This is a genomic window from Butyrivibrio sp. MC2021, assembly GCF_000621605.1.
In the GTDB taxonomy this organism is placed as follows: domain Bacteria; phylum Bacillota; class Clostridia; order Lachnospirales; family Lachnospiraceae; genus Butyrivibrio.
The window spans coordinates 488,964-510,480 of sequence record NZ_JHXX01000001.1 but is presented as its reverse complement, the minus strand read 5'-3'; the positions used below and the strand labels follow the sequence as shown (position 1 = coordinate 510,480).

Below are 21,517 nucleotides of genomic sequence, written 5' to 3'. Positions count from 1 at the left end.
GATCATGGGGAGTATATAGCTGTTTATGAGTGAAGAAATAATAAAAGAGGAAAAGGACAGGGAGCCGAAAAAGAAAAAAGTTAAAAAGATCAGATCCTATCCAATAGTTGTTCTGACGGTATTTTATGTGGTTTTGTTCGGTTCCATGCTTGTATATATCTGCAACTATTCCAGCAAGAATAAGCAGGTTCTTTTAAATAACAATTACAATACAAGACAGCAGATCCTGGCCAAGCAGAACACCAGAGGCAGCATCCTTTCAAGGGATGGCGATGTGCTGGCTTATTCCCAACAGGGTGAGGATGGCAAGGATGTAAGAATCTATCCCTACAAGGAGGAATTTGCCCATGTTGTGGGCTATGCTTCCAACGGAAAATCAGGACTGGAGGCGCTTACCAACTACTACCTGATAAACACCAGCGCAGAGCTGTCGGAGAAGGTGGAATATGACCTTGAGGGTAAAAAATATCCCGGTGACAATGTCATAACATCTCTTGACGTTAAGCTCCAGGAGGTGGCTTTCAATGCTCTGTCAGCAAGGAAGGGAGCCATTGTGGTTTCTGACCCTAAGACAGGACAGATACTTGCCATGGTTTCCAAGCCTGATTTTGATCCTAATATGATTCAGGAGCAGTGGGAGAGCCTTATCAATGATAATTCCGGCAATGCCATGCTGGTAAACAGGGCAACCCAGGGGCTTTATCCTCCCGGATCAACCTTCAAGATCGTCACATCATTGGCTTATCTCAGGGAACATCCCGATGAGATAGAGAAGTACAGATACAGCTGCAACGGCAGATTCACCTACGACGGGGAATCCATTTCCTGTTTCCACGGGGAAAATCACGGAAGTGTGGATTTCTACAGCTCTTTTGCCAAGTCCTGCAATTCTTCCTATGCCAATATGGGCCTGAATATCAGCAGGGAGACCTTTAACAGGACCCTGGATGACCTTATGTTTAACAAGGACATTCCCGTGAGCCTGTCCCATTCCAAGAGCAGCGCTGAGTACAACAAGGACACCACATCGGCATCTGTTATGCAGCTCTCCATTGGACAGGGCACAACAGGTGTTTCACCTATCCATATGAACCTTATCACCAATGCGGTTGCCAACGGGGGAGTTCTTATGAAGCCTTATCTGGTCACAGAGATCAAGGCTGCGGACGGTAAGGTGGTAAAAAGCTATTCTCCGGAGAAGTCAAAGAAACTCATGACCGAGGAAGAAGCTGAGATCCTGACTAAAATGATGGTACAGGTTGTAGAAAACGGTACCGCCACCAAGCTAAAAGGTCTTTCCTATACAGCGGCAGGTAAGACCGGCTCTGCGGAGTTCAATACATTTACATCAGATTCTCACGCATGGTTTACAGGCTTTGCACCGGCTGAAGATCCTGAGATCAGCGTGACCATAATCGTTGAGAACGCAGGCAGCGGCGGAAGCTATGCGGTGCCTATTGCCAAGAGGATTTTTGACGCTTATTTCGGAGTGGAGTGATAGCTGTATCAATTCCATAACAAATGGGTATATGGTAAAATATATTATGATTTTTCGGATTTGGATTTATTAACGGGGAGTATTATTTTGGGTAAAAAGGGCTTTTGCGAGTTTTATAAAAAGCTATATTGGGGAGAATCTGTCAAGAAGCACACAGTTGTTAAGTGGAAGCTGTATCACGGCAGCGGACAGTTCGGGATCTTTTGTGTTACCAGGGCTACCAATGGAGTCGATCAGCTGGATATCATCAACTCTGCTTACTTGAAACAGCCGTATTTCAGATATCACCCGGTATATATTTACGGAATTGCAGGTGGCTACCAGGAGGCAATGGATATCGTACTTCGTATATCCCAGGAGGCTTCAATCGCCGGCAAGAGCGGCAAGCTTCTTGAGTACCTTGAATCTGTGGGCTGACCTTAACAATACTATTTTGGAGCGATTATGTTGGCGGGAGTTTTGGGAGTTTTAAAGATCATTGGAATTGTTCTTCTGGTGATATTGGCGGTTCTGCTTTTGCTTCTTGCTTTGATCCTTTTTGTACCGGTGAGATACAAGGCGAACCTCTATATACCTGAGACAGAATTTGATAAGGGCTTTGATACAGAAAAAATACAGTTTTCAGCGCGTTATTCCTGGCTGTTTCATATTATCAGCGGAGGAATCGATTTTCCTGATAACAAGGAGTTTTATGCAAAGGTCTTCGGAATAAAAGTTTTTCCGAGAAAGCAAAACCCTGAGAAGGAAAATGCCGATAAAAAGAGTGAGGAATCTGCTGAAGAAGAAAATACAGAAAATACTGAAAAAGAAGAGAGCGGCGTAATAGAGATGAGCGACATGCAGGAGCTTGAGAATAACCAGCCTGCAGAGGAGGCTCCTCAGGATGATACTTCTTCACAGGAAAATGACACCTCGGATTCTATGGAGGTCGAAGAGGAAGAAGAGGAAGGCAAAGCTCTTATAGAAATAATTCAGGATATTATCGAAAAGATTGAGAATATTCTAAAAACGCCACAAGATGTGTTTGAAAAAACACAATATACAATATCTAGAGTTTGTGGTAAGATAAAAATGATTAAAACTACCCTGGAAAGTGAGATTTTCAAGCGTGCTTATGCACAGGTAAAGGGCAGACTTATCAAAGTAATAAAAATGATCCTGCCTGACAAATACAAGGCAGAAATCCTTTACGGGCTGGGGGATCCGGCCACCACAGCAGAAGTTATGGCCGCCTTTGGCATTATTTATCCTCTTACTATGGATAATGTCATAGTGGAGCCTGATTTCGAACGGCAGGTGGTAATGGTGAGAGCCCGGGTCAAGGGGCATGTGACGGTGTTCACTATTCTGTACAGCGTGCTCATATGTTACCTTAAGAAGGATGTTATGAAGGTAATCAGGCGATTTAAGAAGATATTGAGTACCTGATAAACAATGTTTTTGGAGGCTATGATGGGAGAGAACAATTTTAACGGCGTTGTAGAGTCTTTACTTAAAGGAATGAATTCTGTACTGGCATCTAAGACTGTTGTGGGAGAGGCAACACAGGTTGGTGATACTATCATCCTTCCTCTTGTGGATGTGTCTTTTGGCGTAGGTGCAGGATCAAGCGTTGCAGAGAAAAAGAATGGCGGAGTAGGCGGCTTTGGTGCCAAGATGTCACCAAGTGCGGTTCTTGTTATCAAGAATGGTTCAACCAAGCTTGTTAATATCAAGAATCAGGATGCAGTGACCAAGATCCTTGATCTGGTGCCTGATATTGCCGATCGTTTTACAGCCAAGAAAGAAAACCTTATGGATGATGAGGCTGCGGTAGATATCGCTTTTCCTGAGGAAAAGAAGGAAGAAGAGTAATACTGTTTCAGGTCCAGAAGGCGGGGGTTCCTTATGGAAGATATGAGAAAGATTGAAGAAGTAATTGCAAATGGGAGTATGGACGAACTGGCGGAGCTTCGCCTCTGGCTGTTTAAGGAGAGTGTTCGTCTTGAAAATATGGAGAGTTCTCTGGCTGAGAGATATGCCAGACTTGAGGCTGATGAGATAGCCTTCAAGAACAGAATGGATGCTGCTGAGCGCAAACTTGAGACTGCAAACAAGAAGCTTAACAACGACAAGGCATTATTTGACCAGAGACTTGCTATTCTGAACAACGGATTTGATCAGCTTACCAGCGACAGGAAGAGAATCGATGCCGAGTTCAGAAGACTCGAAAGAGAGAAATCATACCAGCGTGAGAACGAGTATGATGCCATGGATCTTCTCTTCAGAGGAGCTGACAATCCACTGGCCATCAAAAAGAGATATAAGGATCTTATGAAGATGTTCCATCCGGACAATATCTGTGGAGATGCCGAGATGGTGAGACTTATCAATCAGGAATATGATGATCTTTGCAGGCAGTACAACATGGGCATGATCAACTGACACAGCTTGCAAATCAGAATTATATATGATAATGTATACGAGTCATTGTTCATATCCTTGGACAATGACTCATGTATGTTTTAATCGTTTTTGTCTTTTCAGCTGCCGGGGAGCAGCGATTTTATCGGCGTTTCTGCCGGAATTTTCAAATTGTATTTTTGTTTGAAAAAATATGAAAAATTTATGTTGACACAACCGAACATCTGTTTTATTATTTTATTATAACGAACAGGCGTTCTTAAAAGGAGAAAAGTATGGAAAGAGAAGAAAAACAAAAAGCACTTGAAGCAGCACTTGGACAGATTGAGAAGCAGTTCGGAAAGGGTGCTGTGATGAAACTTGGTGATTCATCAGACACCATGAACATTGAGACTATTCCCACAGGATCTCTTAGCCTTGATATTGCCCTTGGACTTGGCGGTATCCCTAAGGGACGTATTGTTGAAATATATGGACCTGAGAGTAGTGGTAAGACCACAGTTACTCTTCACATGATTGCAGAAGTTCAGAAGAGAGGCGGCATCGCAGGATTTATCGATGCTGAGCATGCTCTTGACCCTGTATATGCCAAGAACATCGGCGTAGATGTAGACAACCTTTACATTTCACAGCCTGACAGCGGTGAGCAGGCTCTGGAGATCACAGAGACCATGGTTCGCTCCGGAGCTATTGATATCGTAGTTGTTGACTCTGTAGCAGCTCTTGTTCCCAAGGCTGAGATCGATGGAGACATGGGCGATTCACATGTAGGTCTTCAGGCGAGACTTATGTCCCAGGCTCTTCGTAAGCTTACAGCAGTTATCAGCAAGTCCAACTGTACTGTTATCTTCATCAACCAGCTCAGAGAGAAGGTTGGTGTTATGTTCGGTAACCCTGAGACAACTACCGGTGGTCGTGCTCTGAAGTTCTATTCATCAGTTCGTATGGATGTCCGCAGAATCGAGGCTATCAAGCAGAACGGTGAGAACATCGGTAACCGTACAAGGGTTAAGGTTGTTAAGAACAAGATTGCTCCTCCTTTCAAGGAGGCTGAGTTCGATATCATGTTCGGTAAGGGAATCTCAGCAACCGGAGATATCCTGGACCTTGCAGCTAACTGCGATATCGTTAACAAGAGCGGTGCATGGTATCAGTACAACGGAGAGAAGATTGGCCAGGGACGTGAGAATGCCAAGCTTTATCTCGAGAACAATCCGGCTATCCTGGCTGACATCGATGCGAGAGTCAGAGAGCATTACGGACTTCCTGTACAGGGTGGCTCATCTGCAGCTGCTGATGAAGCAACAGAGGCACCTAAGAAGAAATCTAAATAATCAGTACTCGGCAAATTACCCCCGGAAGCTTTGGCTGGCCGGGGGATTATACTAATATCACAAAATATAGGTGAACTATGATAGTTACAGATATTTCAGCATTGGACAAAAAGAGAAGTAAGGTATTTATTGATGGAGAATTTGCCTTTGTTCTCTATAACACCGAGCTTCGAGAATATAAGATCAAGGCCGATCAGGAACTGGATCCGGCTACTTATAGGATCATCACTGAGGACCTACTTCCCAAGCGTGCCACCAAGAGGGCTATGAATCTGTTACAGAAGAAAGATTATACTGAAAAACAGCTCCGGGACAAGCTCTCAGAGGGTATGTACTCCTCAGAGTGTATGGACGCAGCAATTGAATATGTGAAGTCCTACAGATATTTGGATGATGAGCGTTTTGCCAGGGATTACATAACCTATCATATGGAACTTCGCAGCAGACAGCGAATTATTCAGGATTTAAGCGGTAAGGGAATCAGTAAGGATCTCTGTGAGAAATTGATGCTTGAGATTTATGAGGAGTCTGAGGAGGATGTGGAGTCGGTTCAGATTCAGAAGCTCCTCATAAAAAAGCATTTTGACAAAAATATGGATTTCAAGGAAAAGCAGAAGGTGATGGCTTTTCTCTTGAGACGTGGCTATTCAATGGATGCCATCAGGCATGAAATGGACAGGATGTGAAAAGGATCAGCCGTTTCACTGAGCTTTCTTTTCTTCCTCCATCTGCTTGATGAGCTTATCTATTTCTGCCTGTGAAAGCAGTGCGTTGCTATCTGTTGCTGACAATATTATCTCTCCCTTCATAAAACGTTTTTACGTTAGTGATATTTATATCATAATGAGTTTTTGGTGGGAATAGAAAATAATGCCAAATTGATTTGAAAATGAAAGTTTAAATCTGAGAAGGATAAAATTTCCTGTGGTTATTTTTCAATTTGTCATAACCCTTAATATAGAAGCCTAAATTATGACGAAATTGTGAAGTGCTACCTTGACACTACATCATAGAAAAGGTAAAATTTATATGTTGTAAAATTGTATATGACTAGGCATTTTCAATGCTTGATATACAAAATATTGTACAATGAAAATTGAATAAGGAGGTGCTCCTGTAATGATCGGTACTGTTATTGCAGTAGTAGTAACCCTTCTCCTGACTGCATGTGTGACATGGTTTTTATCCACTGCTTACCAGAAAAAGGTAACTGAGGGTAAGATCGGTAGCGCTGAGGAGAGGGCAAGAAAGATTATTGACGAAGCACTCAAGACTGCTGAAGATACGAAGAGAGAGAAACTTCTTGAAGTAAAGGAAGAGGCACTGAAAACTCGTAACGATCTTGAGAAGGAAGTCAAAGACCGAAGAAATGAGGTTCAGCGTTCTGAAAGAAGAGTTCAGCAGAAAGAGGAAAACGTCGAGAAGAGATCCGAAGCGATTGAGCGAAAAGAGCAGAGTTTGAATGCCCGTGAAGAGGCAATCAACAAGAAGAGTGAAGAGGTTGCGAAACTAAACGAACAGAGAGTACAGGAACTTGAGAAAATCTCTGGCTTAACCTCCGAGCAGGCAAAAGAGTATCTTTTAAAGATCGTAGAAGATGATGTTAAGCATGAATCAGCTCTCATGATCAAAAACATGGAAGCTGAGGCAAAGGAAGAAGCAGATAAGAGAGCCAAGGAAATCGTTGTAAACGCAATTCAGCGTTGTGCAGCAGATCACGTTTCCGAGACAACAATATCTGTAGTACAGCTGCCAAATGATGAGATGAAAGGTCGAATCATTGGTAGAGAGGGAAGAAACATCAGAACCCTTGAGACAATGACCGGTGTTGATCTTATAATCGATGACACACCGGAAGCTGTGGTTATTTCCGGATTTGATCCTATCCGCCGTGAAGTTGCCCGTATAGCTCTTGAGAAGCTTATTGTAGACGGACGTATTCATCCGGCTAGAATCGAAGAGATGGTTGAGAAGGCGCAGAAAGAAGTAGCTGCCAAGATCAAAGAGGAAGGTGAAAATGCTGCTATTGAGGCAGGTGTTCACGGACTTCATCCGGAAGTTGTTAAGATTCTTGGACGAATGAAATTCAGAACCAGTTATGGACAGAACTGCCTTAAGCATTCTGTTGAGGTTGCTCAGCTTTGCGGACTCCTGGCATCAGAACTTGGACTTGATGTTAGAGTTGCTAAGAGAGCAGGTCTCTTACATGATATTGGAAAAGCTGTAGACCATGAACTTGAAGGATCACATATTCAGCTTGGTGTTGAAATATGTAAGAAGTATAAAGAATCACAGACTGTTATCAATGCGGTAGAAGCTCACCACGGTGACGTTGAACCCCAGTCTCTTATTGCAGTTCTGGTACAGGCTGCTGACACAATTTCATCAGCTAGACCCGGAGCAAGAAGAGAGACACTTGAGACTTACACATCCAGACTTAAAGAACTCGAGGACATTACTAATAGCTTTAAGGGTGTTGATCACTCATTTGCTATTCAGGCCGGCAGAGAAGTCAGAGTAATGGTTGTTCCTGAGCAGGTTTCAGATGCAGATATGGTGCTTATGGCTCGCGATATTGCCAAGAAGATCGAGGACGAGATGGAATATCCCGGACAGATCAAGGTCAATATTATCAGAGAGAGCAGAGCAACAGATTATGCAAAGTAATCAGGCTGCATCACATTAAAATGAAAATGTAGTGGAGAGGCTATCCGTAAGGATAGCCTCTTTTAGGTTCTGGGGATTGTTACAACGAGGAGAAGGACTAACAGGATATGCGTAAAAAAATAATTATTGTATGCGGAATAGTCTTGGCAATTTTTATGTTGGTATATATATCACAGGTTGTGAAGAACCGCGGTGGCCTTAATGTGAAATGTGAAGTGGATTATCCAGTGCCGGAAATAATGGTTCATTACCGACAGGATGATGACAGATGGAGAAAATTACATTTGGGAGACTCCAAATATACTATGGAGTCGTCTGGGTGTATAACAACATGTATAGCCTCAGCTATTTCCGGTAGCAGCAATCCATTATCTCCAGGAGGACTGGTTACCTATTTATCTGAAAACGGTGTGTTTGATGCTGCCGGGAATATGCAGTGGGGAGCAATTGATCAGTTGCCGGGATTTAATGCGGAAGTATATAGCGGCCTAGATGCTGGATACATAGACGAATGCCTGTCCAAGGGAAGGTATCCAATAGTGAAGATTCATAGAAAATCTCTTTTTAGTTACCATCATTTTGTGCTGATCATAGGCGCTGAAAATGGGGAATATATCTGTATGGACCCGCTTAAAGATACGTATACTACATTAAAAGAGTATAGTAACAGAATTTATTCGGTGAGATGTGTCTGGTATGAATTATGATTTGGCTTAAAAGCAATCATAGCTTATGTGAAGTGTGATATATTTTATCTGATTAAACTCTTGCATATTTGGGTTGCGTACAATACAATTAGAATAATAAGAATAATGTACGGGGGTATGTTATGCACGAATCAGGTGAAGACTATATCGAGACCATTTACCTTCTTAAGAAAAAGAAGGGCGTTGTCCGTTCTATAGATGTTGCCACAGAGCTGGGCTTTTCAAGACCCAGTGTTTCAAGAGCTGTAGGCATTCTCAAGGAAAACGGACTTATTGTCATGGAGGATGACGGCTCTCTTAACCTTACAGATGAGGGACTTAAGACTGCCAAGGCTGTTTATGCCAAACACACCAACATCACCAAGTTCCTTATGATGACTACAGGTGTCAATGAGAAGATCGCTGAGGCAGATGCCTGCAGGATTGAGCACATCATTAGTCATGAGACCTTTAAGGGAATCAAGAAGTATATAAAGGAACATGAAGAAAAGTAAAACTGAATATTGCTTATGTGCGCCACTGCTCACGCGGTGGCGTTTTCTATGGGGAGAGTGTTATACTAATAGAAGTGTTTTCGTCGATTTTTAGTTATGGAAAGAGGATATATGTTACCGGAATTGTTTAAGGAGAGAATGAGAAATTCTCTGTCTAATGAAGAATATGATGAGTTTATAGACAGCTTTGGGGATGATGCCAGATATCATGCTTTGCGTATCAACACTCTTAAGGCTGATAAGTCTGTTACAGAGAAGTTCCCATCCTGTAGTGAGCAGGTGCCCTGGGAGGAGAACGGCTACTACTATGAAAACAGTGATACTCCCGGCAAGCACCCATATCATGAGGCGGGGCTTTATTATATTCAGGAACCCAGTGCCATGGCGCCGGTGCATTTCCTTGATCCCCAGCCAGGAGAGAAGATACTTGACCTTTGTGCGGCACCCGGGGGTAAGTCAACTCAGATAGCAGTTGCCATGAAGGGCGAGGGAATCCTGGTGACCAATGAGATAAATCGTGACAGGGCCAAGATTCTTTCCCTCAATATAGAGAGGCTGGGGATAAAGAATGCCCTGGTGACCAATGAGACACCTCAGCATCTTTCAGAGGTTTTTCATGGATATTTTGACAAGATTCTGGTGGATGCCCCCTGCTCCGGAGAGGGTATGTTCAGGAAAAATGAGGTGGCTTTCGGAGAGTGGAGCCCTGAAAATGTGAAGCTCTGCGCCGAGAGGCAGGCTGAAATCCTGGACTGTGCAGAGAAAATGCTGCTTCCGGGAGGAACTCTTTGTTATTCAACCTGTACCTTCTCTGTGGATGAGAATGAGAATTCTATCCTTGAGTTTTTGAAAAAGCATCCTGACTTCCATGTGGAACAGCTTCAGCTTGTGGGCGGCATGGAGGCCGGAAGACCTTCCTGGACTGATGCCGGTGAGACTTTATCTAAAGAGATTTCGAAGACTGTAAGACTCTGGCCCCATAAGGTAAAGGGTGAAGGTCATTTTTTATGTGTTCTTAAGAGAGAGGGCAAGCTTCCTTCCTCGGATCACAACAGATACGTGCCCGGAGGCAGGGTGAAAGAGGCCTCCAACTCAGAGAAGAAGGTTTTTGAAGAGTTTGCAAAAGAGACTTTGAAGGACTCTGACAGTCTCAAGGGAACAATCTTTATGTTCGGAGATCAGATGTATCTGGCTCCGGAGAACATGCCATCACCCAATGGCCTCAAGGTTATGAGACCGGGACTTCATTTGGGAACCATCAAGAAGGATAGATTTGAACCTTCCCATGCCCTGGCACTGGCTCTTAAGAAAGAAGAGGTACAGGCAGCTGTGGACTTTGAGGGAGACTCCTCTGAGATAGATGCCTTTTTAAACGGACAGACCCTTCGAGGCCTTGATAAAAAGGAAAAGGGCTGGCGTCTTATTCTTGTGGATGGCTACAGCATAGGCTGGGCCAAGGCCGCAGGAGGCATGCTCAAGAACCATTACCCTAAGGGACTGAGGATCAATTTATGATAAGAGGATACTCTAAAAAACTAGGTGTTATCTTAGCTTCAATAATTGCCGCAGGAACTTTCGCTGCCTGTGGGGAATCTGAAGTAAGTAATGTTTCTTATGAGGCTGATACCGGCAGCGTTTTTGAAAACATAGAAGATGCTCCGACTGAAATTTCAGAAGCTTCGGAATCTGCGGCTGATGAAGCTTCAGACAACGTATCTGCGGAAGAAAATAATAATGACAATATCGAAGAAGCTCTGACTCTTGGGGATGAGCGTTTTGAGGAATACCTTCCTCTTCTTGAAGGCAAGAGAGTAGCTCTTTTCTCAAATCAGTCCGGTATTGTGGGGGATGAGTGTTCCTTTGATTATGATGCTGCCGGGGAGGGGACTGATCTCATTCACTTTGGCAAGGATGATCAGGGCGGGGATGTGACCTACGGCGAACATGAGCTGGATGCCCTTATCAGACAGGACGTGGATGTAGCCTGCGTTTTATCTCCCGAGCATGGCTTTAGAGGAACCAAGGATGCCGGTGAAGGAGTGGATGACTCAATTGACCCAAAGACCGGTGTTCCGCTTCTTTCTCTCTATGAAGATAACCGCAGTAAGGCTGTTTCCGACGAGACTTTGGACAAATTTGATGTTCTAGTGGTTGATATTCAGGATGTGGGACTTAGATTTTACACCTACTATATCACCATGTTTGATCTTATGGATGCCTGTGCAGAGCAGGGGAAGGCAGTGATTATTCTGGACAGGCCCAATCCCAACGGCTTTTTTGTTGATGGGCCCATTCTTCGTGATGAGTATATTTCCAATGTGGGTAAACTTCCTATTCCGGTTGCCCATGGTATGACCCTGGGAGAACTGGCACAGATGATAAACGGCGAAGGCTGGCTCAGATCAGGCAAGGATTCCTGTGACCTGACTGTGATCCCATGCCTTGGCTATGACCATAACACCAGACATAATCTGATAAAGGCTCCATCACCCAATCTTAAGGACATGAGAGCTGTGTATCTGTATCCGTCTACCTGCCTTTTTGAAAATACTGTGGTATCTGTGGGAAGAGGAACAGAGAATCCCTTTGAGACCTATGGAAGTCCATACCTTGCTGATATGCCGGAATACGATTATAATTTTACACCGGTGTCCATGGAAGGTGCCGTTAGTCCTATGTATCAGGATAAAACTTGCTTTGGAAAAGATCTGAGAGAATTATCCTTAAGTGATATCCAAAATGAAGGGATTCAGCTTGATTATCTGATAGATGCTTATCGTTCTGTTTTCGCAATGGACAGCAGTGTTTCATTCTGGGGAAGCAGGTATAATGACGGCCACTACTGGATCGATTATCTTATGGGCACTGATTCTGTCAGACTTATGATAGAAGAAGGGCGTTCTTCCGAAGAAATAAAGGCTGCCTGGGCCGATGAACTAAGCACCTTTAAGCAAAAGCGCAGGGAATATTTATTATATACAGACTTTGAGTAATTGAGGAAAATATGAAAAAATTATTGGTATTTTTGAAGGGTTATAAAAAAGAAACGATATTGGGACCGCTGTTCAAGCTCCTGGAGGCTTCCTTTGAGTTGATGGTTCCGCTGGTTATCGCATCCCTTATAGATAAGGGAATTGCCAACGGCGACAAGTCCCATGTTATACATATGTGCCTTATACTGGTGCTCCTTTGCTTCGTGGGATTCGTCAGTGCCATCACAGCACAGTTTTTTGCAGCTAAGGCAGCCGCAGGCTTTGCAGCCAAGGTAAAAAAGGCGCTTTTTGAGAATATTCAGAAGCTGTCATTTGCAGATATGGACAAGGTTGGAACCTCAACCATGATCACCAGAATGAGCAGCGATGTCAATCAGGTTCAGCAGGGTGTCAATCTCACCATAAGACTGCTCCTTAGATCGCCCTTCGTTGTATTTGGCGCTATGGTGATGGCTTTTACCATTGATGCCCGCCAGGCTCTTATTTTTCTTTTTACAATAATTCTTCTTTTTGCTGTTGTGGGATTTATCATGACCTGGAGTATCCCAAGATATGGCAAGATCCAGAGCGGTCTTGACGTTCTTTTGGGCCTCACCAGAGAAAATCACACCGGTGTCAGGGTTATAAGAGCCTTCGGTCTTGAAGATAAGGAGAAAAAGAACTTCCATGAAAAGAACAATTCCCTTCTCAATCTTCAGGAGTTTGTAGGATCTGTCACTGCATTGATGAATCCTGTGACCTATGCAATACTCAATATGGCGCTGGTTTTCCTTATCTACCGCGGCGCTATCTATGTTCACGAAGGACAGCTTTCTCAGGGACAGATAGTTGCTCTTTATAACTACATGTCTCAGATCCTGGTGGAGCTTATCAAGTTTGCCAATCTGGTGCTTACCGTGACCAAGGCCATTGCCTCCGGTAACCGTGTACAGGAGCTTCTTGAGCTTAAGTCATCCATGGAGGATGGTACCGTAAAGAGCTTTGATAAGACTGAAGATCATGTTGTATTTGATAAGGTGAGCATGAGATATCAGGGAGACAGTGAGGACTCCCTTGAAGACATCAGCATCACTGTAAAAAGAGGAGACAGGATCGGCGTTATCGGTGGAACCGGCAGCGGTAAAACCACCTTTATCAATCTTATTCCCAGATTTTATGATGCCTCTAAGGGCAGTGTGATACTGGACGGTAAAGATGTTAAGGAATACAGCCTTGAAGCCCTCAGGGAGAGGATAGGCATTGTGCCTCAGAAGGCTGTTCTTTTCCATGGGACTATAAGAGACAATATAAAATGGGGCAAAAATGATGCCACTGATGAAGAAATTTATGAGGCTCTCAGAATTGCCCAGGCTGAGGAAATTGTGAAGGGCAAGGAGAACGAGCTGGACTACGTTGTGGCTCAGGGAGGAAAGAATTTCTCCGGAGGTCAGAAGCAGCGCCTTACCATAGCAAGAGCCCTTGTGAGAAAGCCTGAGATCCTTATCCTTGATGACAGCGCCTCAGCACTGGATTATCTGACTGATAAGAACCTCAGGGAGGCCATTGCTAAAATGGACAATGCCCCTACAACCTTTATCGTATCCCAGCGTGCATCCTCTGTAATTAACTGTGACAAGATCATTGTTCTTGATAACGGAAAGGCAGCCGGCATCGGAACTCACGAAGAACTGATGGCGGAATGCGAGCTCTACAGAGAAATTTATGATTCACAGTATAAGAAGGAGGGAGCGGTATGAAAAAGGGAACCCTTAAAAAAGTACTTAAATATGCCGGAAAATATCGCTTTCTGATATTTGTATCCTTGACACTGGCTGTGGTTACAGCACTTCTTTCGCTGTATGTACCTATTCTGGCCGGTGATGCCATTGATTGCATCGTTGGTCCCGGAGCTGTGGATTTTGGCAGGATAGCAGCGATAATTATAAGAATGGTCATTGCCATTGCCATTATTTCAATATGCCAGTGGATCATGAATCAGTCCAACAACAAGATAACCTTCCAGGTTGTAAGAGATGTTAGAAAAGAGGCATTTGACAAGCTTCAGATCTTGCCCTTTGAATATCTGGATTCCAAACAAACCGGAGATATCGTAAGCAGGATAATCTCAGATGTAGACCTTTTTGCTGACGGTCTTCTCATGGGATTTTCCCAGCTTTTTACAGGAATTGTGACCATAGTCGGAACCCTGGTTTTCATGTTTTATCTGAACTTTAAGATAGCAATAGTGGTGGTGGTACTCACACCGTTGTCACTTTTTATCGCCAAGTTCATTGCTGACAGATCCTTTAAGCTGTTCAAGGAACAGAGCCAGTCCAGGGCTGATCAGACAGCCTTTGTTGATGAGATGGTTGGCAATCTTTCAATTGTCAAAGCCTTTGCCCATGAGGATGAGAATCTTGAGACCTTCGGGGAAATAAATGAAAGACTCAGAAAGACCAGTATTAAGGCAACTTTCATTTCTTCCCTTACCAATCCCAGCACAAGATGTGTCAACAACCTTGTTTATGCTGCGGTTGCTCTGTTCGGAGCATTTGTTTGTATCGCCGGGGGCATGACTGTGGGCGGACTTACCATTTTCCTTAGCTACGCCAATCAGTATACCAAGCCCTTTAATGAGATTTCAGGCGTTGTAACTGAGCTTCAGAATGCTCTCGCCTGCGCAGAGAGAGTATTTGCAATCATAGAAGAAAAGCCTGAAACAGCAGATAAAGAGAGCGCTCCGGAGAACTTTACTCCAGAAGGAGAGGTTTCTTTTGACAACGTGGAGTTCTCCTATGATAAGACAAAAGAGCTTATCAAAGAGTTGAACCTCAAGGTCAAAAAGGGCCAGAGAGTTGCCATTGTCGGTCCCACAGGTAGCGGAAAGACCACTCTTATCAATCTTTTGATGAGATTCTATGATGTGGATAAGGGTGCCATCAGTGTAGACGGACGCGACATAAGAGATATCAAGAGAAGAGATATCAGGGACTGCTACGGAATGGTGCTGCAGGAGACCTGGCTCAGAAACGGAACCGTTCGTGATAACATCACTCTTGGAAGAGAGGGCTATACCGATGAACAGATAATAGAGGCTGCCAAGGCATCCCATGCCCATAGCTTTATCAAGAGACTTCCCGACGGTTATGATACCGTTATCACCGAGAACGGAGGCAATCTGTCTCAGGGACAGAAGCAGCTTCTTTGCATCACCAGGGTTATGCTGGACATTCCTCCTATGCTGATCCTTGATGAGGCTACTTCCTCCATTGATACCAGCACTGAGATCAGGATCCAGAAGGCCTTTAACAGGATGATGAAGGGCAGAACCAGCTTTATCGTAGCCCACAGGCTTTCAACCATCAGAGAAGCTGATGTTATCCTGGTTATGAAGGACGGACATATCCTGGAGCAGGGCAATCACGGAGAGCTTCTTGAGAAGAAGGGCTTCTACTACGAACTGTACAACAGCCAGTTCGCATGAAAAAACTGTGAATGGTAATATAAAAAAATTGAAAACTGTAGATAAAGTGTGTTTAAATGCGTTAAGATGGAATGAGAACTAATTTTACCGAAGAGGACTAAGAATGGGATATAAAATGGATAATAACAGACCAGTTCTGGTAATGGGGCACAAGAACCCTGATACGGATTCCATATGCGCGGCCATTACCTATGCCAATCTCAAGCGGGAGATCACAGGCGGCGATTACATTGCAGCCAGAGCCGGGCATCTCAATGAGGAGACACAGTTCGTGCTTTCTCATTTCGGGGTGGAAGTTCCTGCATATATTAAGGACGTTAGAACTCAGGTAAGGGACATGGAGATTCGTATGCTGGAGGGTACTTCAGCCAATCTTTCCCTTAAAAATGCCTGGGCTAAGATGAGGGATGCCAATGTTGTGACCCTCTGTGTTACAGAAGGAAATCAGCTGTCAGGTATTATAACCACCAATGACATAGTTGAGACATATATGGATGTTATAGATCCTAAGATTCTTTCAGAGGCAGGCACTTGCTATAAGAACATCGTAGAGACCCTGGACGGTGAACTTATCGTGGGAGATGTGGAGGATGTCCTCACCAGAGGAAAGGTTGTAATTGCTGCAGCCAATCCCGATATGATGGAAAATGTCATTGAAGAGGGAGATGTGGTAATTCTCGGAAACAGATATGATATGCAGCTCTGTGCCATTGAGATGAATGCCGGATGCATTATAGTCTGCGAGGGAGCAAGCGTTGCCAAGACCATACAGATCCAGGCTCAGGAGCATGGCTGTAAGATCATCATGACTCCTCATGACACCTTCGTTGTAGCGAGACTTATAAACCAGAGTATGCCAGTGGAACACATCATGAAGACAGATAATCTTGTGAGCTTCCACATGGATGATTTTATTGAAGATATTCAGGAAGTAATGGCTTCCATGAGGCACAGATACTTCCCGGTTCTTGATAAGAATGATAATTATATCGGAATGATCAGCCGAAGAAATTTCCTGGGTGCCAAGAAGAAACAGCTTATTCTTGTGGATCACAACGAGAAGAACCAGGCTGTTAACGGCGCCGACGGAGCGGAGATTCTGGAGATCATTGATCATCACAGACTTCGCACCATTGAGACCGCTGGCCCTGTATTCTTCAGGAATCAGCCTCTTGGCTCCACCTGTACCATCATTTATCTGATGTACAAGGAATACGGAGTCGAGATAGATAAGACCATAGCAGGACTGTTACTGGCGGCTATTCTTTCCGATACTCTTATGTTCAGATCGCCTACCTGCACCAAGATAGACAAGAAGGCAGGAGAGGAACTGGCAAGCATCGCAGAGATAGATTTTGAAGCCTTTGCCAAGGAGATGTTCCATGCGGGCTCCAACCTCAGCGGCAAGACAGCCAAGGAGATCCTCCATCAGGACTTCAAGAAATTTACTGTTGATGATATGACCATAGGAATCGGACAGATCAATTCCATGAGTGCCGAGGAGCTGGTGGAGATCAAGGAGAAGATTTCTCCGGAACTTTCCAAGGTTGCCTCCGATGACGGACTGGATATGCTTTTCTTTATGCTTACCAATATTATCGAAGAGGCCTCAGAGGTGGTCTACGCCGGAGCAAAGGCAGAGCATACCTTAAACAGTGCCTTTGGAACAACAGTTAGTGGTGGAAGCGCAAGGCTTGCAGGAGTTGTTTCCCGCAAGAAGCAGCTGCTTCCTGCAATAGTTGAAACTATCCAACAATAAAAGTAATCTACTTTGTTCTGGCTCTTCGAAGATGAGAGCAGAACTTCATCCAATTATTATGAGAGGTAAAAGTGTATGGAAGAACTACGGAAAATTCTTCTTCACGAAATTATGGGGGTATATGGACCTAAGTATGGCCAGGGTATCGGAACTGTTATCATCCCGGCTTTTCTTGGGGATTTTAAATCTGTATTGGAGAAGTCAGGCTCCGCTGATGAAGTGTCAGAGGAGTACATGACTGAGGATAAAAAAGTACATCTCATGCTCTATGGCAGAAGAATGCTGGGAGCTAAGGGAACGGACTATGTGATCACGGGCTGCGAGTTCAATGACACAGAGGTCCTGGAAGAAAATGAGTTGGAAAGAGTTTATTATGAATGAACAGTTTTCACGAACAGCTATGCTCCTTGGCGCAGAGGGTGTAAAAAAGCTCTCTGATGCCAAGGTGCTTGTTTTTGGAGTGGGCGGAGTAGGAGGCTTTGTGGTGGAAGGCCTCGCCAGAGCAGGCGTTGGCAGGATAGATATTGTGGACAACGACACAGTCTGCTTATCCAACCTCAACAGACAGATCATTGCCCTCCACAGCACTCTTGATATGGACAAGGTGGATGCCTGCAAAAACAGGATCCTTGATATCAACCCGGATTGCAGTGTGAAGGTATTTAAGTGCTTTTACCTGCCGGAAAACAGTAATGAGTTTGTCTTTGAGGACTATGACTACGTTATAGATGCCATAGATACGGTGACCGCCAAGATAGACATCATTGTTAAATGCATCGAAAAAGGTGTTCCTGTCATCAGTTCCATGGGAACCGGCAATAAACTGGATCCCACTCAGATCCAGGTCACAGACATATATAAGACCGAGATGGATCCTCTTGCCAAGGTTATGAGAAGAGAGCTGAAAAAGAGAGGAGTAAAAAAGCTTAAGGTGGTATATTCCAAGGAAGAGGCCCTTAAGCCGGACTATTCTTTCCAGGGTGACAGCTCAGAAGAAGAGGATGACAACACCACCGGAAGAAAGAAACTTCCTCCGGGAAGCGTATCCTTTGTGCCTTCTGTGGCAGGACTTACCATTGCCGGAGAAGTGATCAAGGACATTTTAGGAATCAATAAATAAATCGGAATCGGAGAATTACTTTGGATAATAAAGATCTGACATGGAAATTAATCAGAGCTAAACATTTAGCTCAGGATGAATGGATAGATTTCAGGGCCTGTGACTATGAGCTGCCAAATGGCGAGGTGATAGGTCCTGTTTACAATTTCTCCAAGCATAGCTTTTCTGTAGTTGTTGCTACAGATGAAAATGGTAAATTTATCTGCGTTCGTCAGTACAGACATGGAATCGACGATGTAACAACGGAATTTCCTGCAGGTGCAATAGAATACAAGCAAAAAAGTGATGTCCCTTATATCACTTTTGAAAATGTGATTGCCACTGAGGATGAGGCATTTGAAGCTGCCAAGCGTGAATTACAGGAAGAGACAGGATACGTTTCAGATGAATGGGAACATCTTTTAACTACTCCATCAAATGCAACGCTTTTAAATAGCAACGTGCATATTTACTTGGCTCAAAATTGCCATAAGGTTACAGGGCAGGAGCTTGATGATACAGAGTTTTTGAATGTTGAGCTTGTAAGCGAACAGGAACTTGTAAATCGCATTTACCATGGAGACTTTAAGCAGACAATCCATATGTTGGCGTATTTCCTGTATAAACATAGAAATCAGTGATAAGGTTTGAAGAAAATTTTCTACTTGAATATACCGGATGCCTATGCTAAACTTAAAAAGCTGTATTTCATTAAATACAGTTTTTGCCGGCATGTCGGAATGGCAGACGATGCAGACTCAAAATCTGTTGTGGGTAACCACGTGTGGGTTCAAGTCCCACTGCCGGCACTATTCTTTTTTCTGATCGTTCTCCCTAATCCGGGAACTTATTCTCACCACTGAAAACAATTTGTTTATTTTCTTTTAATGTGATTAAAATTACGAGTGTGATATCATAAATATTTATGCGACAAAACGTATTTTATTTCTATGGTGGATCATGGGCGTAAATAGATCACATAAATTTGTAAAGAGTAGTATGATACTACGCATATTGACTTCCGTATTAGGAATCATAGTCAATGTAGCCTTGGCGTTTGTGATGAATAAGTTGGGATTATCACTGTTCCTTGATACTATAGGAACAGTGGCAGTCTCTGCTATTACCGGTCTTTTTCCCGGTATCCTGACTGCTGTTGCTACCAACGCTATTTGTGCGCTTTTTGACGTGTATGCCATATATTTTGGCTTTATGAATGCCATTGTGGCGATTCTTACTTCCTGGTTTATTCGCAGACATTCATTTAAGAAGGTCCTGAATATTCTGGCTTTTATAGCCATTCTTGCAGTGTTTACAGGTTCCGTAAGCACCCTGATAAAGTGGTTTTTGCTCAACGGAGCTGAGGCTGCGGCCAATTCTGAAACTGTAATACTGATTGAAACATCCACGGGACTTTCTCTGTTCTGGTCCTATTTTTCCTTCAACATTTTGATAAATATTCTGGACAAAGGTGTGGCGGTGCTGGTGGCATGGCTTGTTATTTGCTTTACGCCTCAAAAGGTTCTTGATGATATTGAGGTTGGTAACTGGAGACAGCGCCCTCTTAATTCAGAGGAAATTTCTGTGCTTAATTCCTGGGGTAATGACCTTAAGCACTCCATGCGCCGAAGGACCACCCTTATGATAATCACAACCTCAGTGCTTCTGGTTCTGGTTACAGGCTGGAGTGGAATCCGGCTTTACTTTGCCAAAATCAAGGAAAGCAAGACCACTGATGCCTACAATGTTACAAGGATGGTTTCTGAGCTGGTGGACCCTGAGGAAATCAGAGGTTTTATTGCCAACGGTTATTCAGGAGAAGAATATGAAAAAACTGAAGCAATGCTTCAGATGATAATGGAAAACAGTGAGTCCATTGAGAATCTGGCTCTGGTCCGCTTTACAGGAAAGGAAGCAAGGCCTGTTTTTTCCCTGACCAAATCAGATAAACCTCTGATCAAGAAAATGGCCACAGCACAGTATGATGAAAATATTACTCCCTTTATTCCTGATCTTCTTGCAGGAGAAGAAATTCCTCCCGTGGAACATGGGGATATATACAGCTGGGTTCGCTCGGTATTCAGGCCCCTTAAGGACTCTAACGGCAATCTTATCTGCTATGTGGTGGCGGATATTTCAGTTACATATATGGCTGACTACATGGAAGATTTCATGATCAGGTCAATACTGATTCTGATGGGCTTTTTTGTTCTGGTTATGGCCCTGTATATGTGGTATACCAATTCCCTTATGGTTTATCCCATAAGAAGTCTGTCAAAGTGCGTGGATGATTTCTCCAACCTTGGTTATGAACAGGAGCAGCTGGATCAGAACGTAAGGAGTATCAGAAGCCTTGAGATCAAAACCGAGGATGAGCTGGAAAAACTTTATAAATCAATATGCAGAATGACACTGAATCTGGCGGAGCAGATGAGGGACCTTCGCCGTCTGTCAGAAGTAACAGCCAAAATGCAGGACGGTCTTATCATCACCATGGCGGATATGGTTGAAAGAAGAGATTCCGACACCGGTGAGCATATCCAGAAGACAGCTCTTTATGTGAAGATCATTGTGGAGGGTCTTCAGAGAAAAGGCTACTACGCAGGCAAGATAACTCCAAAGTTTATGTCGGATGTTGTCAGATCAGCACCTCTTCATGACATAGGAAAGATCAATATTCCTGATGAGATCCTGAATAAACCCGGCAAACTTACTCCGGAAGAGTTTGAGATAATGAAGACTCATGCCACTGCAGGAAAAAAGATCATGGAGGATGCCATCAGTACCGTACAGGGTGAAAATTACCTGAAGGAAGCAAGAAATATGGCGGCCTATCATCATGAGCGCTGGGATGGAAATGGCTATCCCGAAGGACTTCACGGAGAGGTTATTCCGCTTTCAGCCAGAATAATGGCAGTAGCGGACGTTTTTGATGCATTGACTTCGCCGAGAGTATATAAACCGGCATTCCCCCTGGATAAGGCCCTGGCCATCATAACTGAGGAATCGGGAAAACAGTTTGACCCCAAGTGCGTTGAAGTATTCCTTGAATCACTGCCTGAGGTCAAGGTTATCCTTAAGAAGTATAACAACATGTAAA

19 protein-coding genes and 1 tRNA gene are annotated in these 21,517 nt (G+C 43.8%); all 20 read left to right on the top strand.

What is annotated here, in order from left to right; translation table 11 throughout:
* Positions 1 to 25: 25 nt before the first annotated feature.
* The 20 genes from T359_RS0102070 (at position 26) to T359_RS18990 (ending at position 21,516) form a co-directional block, all read left to right on the top strand.
* Positions 26 to 1,498 carry a peptidoglycan D,D-transpeptidase FtsI family protein gene (locus tag T359_RS0102070; protein WP_035783464.1) on the top strand — a complete coding sequence of 491 codons (1,473 nt, stop codon included), beginning with the start codon at positions 26 to 28 and terminating at the stop codon, positions 1,496 to 1,498.
* A gap of 87 nt (positions 1,499 to 1,585) precedes the next feature.
* Positions 1,586 to 1,915 (top strand): hypothetical protein, encoded by a 330-nt coding sequence (locus T359_RS0102065; protein ID WP_026516037.1) that lies wholly within the window; start codon positions 1,586 to 1,588, stop codon positions 1,913 to 1,915.
* A 27-nt stretch (positions 1,916 to 1,942) separates the two neighbouring features.
* On the top strand, positions 1,943 to 2,926 hold the full coding sequence (locus T359_RS0102060) for a DUF2953 domain-containing protein (RefSeq protein ID WP_026516036.1): 984 nt from the start codon (positions 1,943 to 1,945) through the stop codon (positions 2,924 to 2,926).
* Positions 2,927 to 2,950: 24 nt separating this feature from the next.
* A complete protein-coding gene (locus T359_RS0102055; protein ID WP_026516035.1) occupies positions 2,951 to 3,352 on the top strand; it encodes a GerW family sporulation protein in 402 nt (133 codons plus the stop codon).
* A 33-nt stretch (positions 3,353 to 3,385) separates the two neighbouring features.
* Positions 3,386 to 3,922 (top strand): hypothetical protein, encoded by a 537-nt coding sequence (locus tag T359_RS0102050; protein ID WP_026516034.1) that lies wholly within the window; start codon positions 3,386 to 3,388, stop codon positions 3,920 to 3,922.
* A 254-nt stretch (positions 3,923 to 4,176) separates the two neighbouring features.
* On the top strand, positions 4,177 to 5,235 hold the full coding sequence (gene recA / locus T359_RS0102045; RefSeq protein WP_026516033.1) for a recombinase RecA: 1,059 nt from the start codon (positions 4,177 to 4,179) through the stop codon (positions 5,233 to 5,235).
* A gap of 77 nt (positions 5,236 to 5,312) precedes the next feature.
* Positions 5,313 to 5,921, top strand: a complete 609-nt coding sequence (locus T359_RS0102040) for a regulatory protein RecX (protein WP_026516032.1) — start codon at positions 5,313 to 5,315, stop codon at positions 5,919 to 5,921.
* A gap of 433 nt (positions 5,922 to 6,354) precedes the next feature.
* A complete protein-coding gene (gene rny / locus T359_RS0102030) occupies positions 6,355 to 7,902 on the top strand; it encodes a ribonuclease Y (protein WP_026516031.1) in 1,548 nt (515 codons plus the stop codon).
* Positions 7,903 to 8,009: 107 nt separating this feature from the next.
* A complete protein-coding gene (locus tag T359_RS0102025; protein ID WP_026516030.1) occupies positions 8,010 to 8,609 on the top strand; it encodes a hypothetical protein in 600 nt (199 codons plus the stop codon).
* 122 nt (positions 8,610 to 8,731) lie between these two features.
* Complete coding sequence (locus tag T359_RS0102020) at positions 8,732 to 9,103, top strand: metal-dependent transcriptional regulator (RefSeq protein WP_026516029.1); 372 nt, start codon at positions 8,732 to 8,734, stop codon at positions 9,101 to 9,103.
* A 111-nt stretch (positions 9,104 to 9,214) separates the two neighbouring features.
* Entirely contained in the window at positions 9,215 to 10,618 is a 1,404-nt protein-coding gene (locus T359_RS0102015) for an RsmF rRNA methyltransferase first C-terminal domain-containing protein (RefSeq protein WP_026516028.1), read from the top strand.
* On the top strand, positions 10,615 to 12,096 hold the full coding sequence (locus tag T359_RS18995; protein ID WP_081795305.1) for an exo-beta-N-acetylmuramidase NamZ family protein: 1,482 nt from the start codon (positions 10,615 to 10,617) through the stop codon (positions 12,094 to 12,096). The genes T359_RS0102015 and T359_RS18995 overlap by 4 nt, the downstream gene beginning before the upstream one ends.
* Positions 12,097 to 12,107: 11 nt before the next feature.
* On the top strand, positions 12,108 to 13,832 hold the full coding sequence (locus T359_RS0102005; RefSeq protein ID WP_026516027.1) for an ABC transporter ATP-binding protein: 1,725 nt from the start codon (positions 12,108 to 12,110) through the stop codon (positions 13,830 to 13,832).
* Positions 13,829 to 15,559, top strand: a complete 1,731-nt coding sequence (locus T359_RS0102000; protein WP_026516026.1) for an ABC transporter ATP-binding protein — start codon at positions 13,829 to 13,831, stop codon at positions 15,557 to 15,559. The genes T359_RS0102005 and T359_RS0102000 overlap by 4 nt, the downstream gene beginning before the upstream one ends.
* Positions 15,560 to 15,662: 103 nt before the next feature.
* The gene (locus T359_RS0101995; protein ID WP_026516025.1) at positions 15,663 to 17,318 is read left to right on the top strand and encodes a putative manganese-dependent inorganic diphosphatase; all 1,656 of its coding nucleotides are present in this window, start codon (positions 15,663 to 15,665) and stop codon (positions 17,316 to 17,318) included.
* A 75-nt stretch (positions 17,319 to 17,393) separates the two neighbouring features.
* Positions 17,394 to 17,699 (top strand): hypothetical protein, encoded by a 306-nt coding sequence (locus T359_RS0101990; protein ID WP_155839952.1) that lies wholly within the window; start codon positions 17,394 to 17,396, stop codon positions 17,697 to 17,699.
* Entirely contained in the window at positions 17,692 to 18,438 is a 747-nt protein-coding gene (locus T359_RS0101985; RefSeq protein WP_026516023.1) for a tRNA threonylcarbamoyladenosine dehydratase, read from the top strand. Before T359_RS0101990 ends, T359_RS0101985 begins: the two co-directional genes overlap by 8 nt.
* 20 nt (positions 18,439 to 18,458) lie before the next feature.
* Positions 18,459 to 19,058, top strand: coding sequence for an NUDIX hydrolase (locus tag T359_RS0101980; RefSeq protein ID WP_242839024.1), 600 nt, complete (start codon positions 18,459 to 18,461; stop codon positions 19,056 to 19,058).
* An 85-nt stretch (positions 19,059 to 19,143) separates the two neighbouring features.
* Positions 19,144 to 19,226 (top strand) — tRNA-Leu (locus T359_RS0101975).
* A gap of 253 nt (positions 19,227 to 19,479) precedes the next feature.
* Positions 19,480 to 21,516 (top strand): HD domain-containing phosphohydrolase, encoded by a 2,037-nt coding sequence (locus tag T359_RS18990; RefSeq protein ID WP_051544862.1) that lies wholly within the window; start codon positions 19,480 to 19,482, stop codon positions 21,514 to 21,516.
* Position 21,517 lies beyond the last annotated feature (1 nt).

Excerpts from the sequence above, each read along its gene's own strand:
- T359_RS0102070 (WP_035783464.1), top strand. The coding sequence starts at position 26 with ATGAGTGAAGAAATAATAAAAGAGGAAAAGGACAGGGAGCCGAAAAAG.
- T359_RS0102060 (WP_026516036.1), top strand. The coding sequence starts at position 1,943 with ATGTTGGCGGGAGTTTTGGGAGTTTTAAAGATCATTGGAATTGTTCTT.
- T359_RS0102055 (WP_026516035.1), top strand. The coding sequence starts at position 2,951 with ATGGGAGAGAACAATTTTAACGGCGTTGTAGAGTCTTTACTTAAAGGA.
- T359_RS0102050 (WP_026516034.1), top strand. The coding sequence starts at position 3,386 with ATGGAAGATATGAGAAAGATTGAAGAAGTAATTGCAAATGGGAGTATG.
- recA (WP_026516033.1), top strand. The coding sequence starts at position 4,177 with ATGGAAAGAGAAGAAAAACAAAAAGCACTTGAAGCAGCACTTGGACAG.
- T359_RS0102040 (WP_026516032.1), top strand. The coding sequence starts at position 5,313 with ATGATAGTTACAGATATTTCAGCATTGGACAAAAAGAGAAGTAAGGTA.
- rny (WP_026516031.1), top strand. The coding sequence starts at position 6,355 with ATGATCGGTACTGTTATTGCAGTAGTAGTAACCCTTCTCCTGACTGCA.
- T359_RS0102025 (WP_026516030.1), top strand. The coding sequence starts at position 8,010 with ATGCGTAAAAAAATAATTATTGTATGCGGAATAGTCTTGGCAATTTTT.
- T359_RS0102020 (WP_026516029.1), top strand. The coding sequence starts at position 8,732 with ATGCACGAATCAGGTGAAGACTATATCGAGACCATTTACCTTCTTAAG.
- T359_RS0102015 (WP_026516028.1), top strand. The coding sequence starts at position 9,215 with ATGTTACCGGAATTGTTTAAGGAGAGAATGAGAAATTCTCTGTCTAAT.
- T359_RS18995 (WP_081795305.1), top strand. The coding sequence starts at position 10,615 with ATGATAAGAGGATACTCTAAAAAACTAGGTGTTATCTTAGCTTCAATA.
- T359_RS0102005 (WP_026516027.1), top strand. The coding sequence starts at position 12,108 with ATGAAAAAATTATTGGTATTTTTGAAGGGTTATAAAAAAGAAACGATA.
- T359_RS0102000 (WP_026516026.1), top strand. The coding sequence starts at position 13,829 with ATGAAAAAGGGAACCCTTAAAAAAGTACTTAAATATGCCGGAAAATAT.
- T359_RS0101995 (WP_026516025.1), top strand. The coding sequence starts at position 15,663 with ATGGGATATAAAATGGATAATAACAGACCAGTTCTGGTAATGGGGCAC.
- T359_RS0101990 (WP_155839952.1), top strand. The coding sequence starts at position 17,394 with ATGGAAGAACTACGGAAAATTCTTCTTCACGAAATTATGGGGGTATAT.
- T359_RS0101985 (WP_026516023.1), top strand. The coding sequence starts at position 17,692 with ATGAATGAACAGTTTTCACGAACAGCTATGCTCCTTGGCGCAGAGGGT.
- T359_RS18990 (WP_051544862.1), top strand. The coding sequence starts at position 19,480 with ATGAATAAGTTGGGATTATCACTGTTCCTTGATACTATAGGAACAGTG.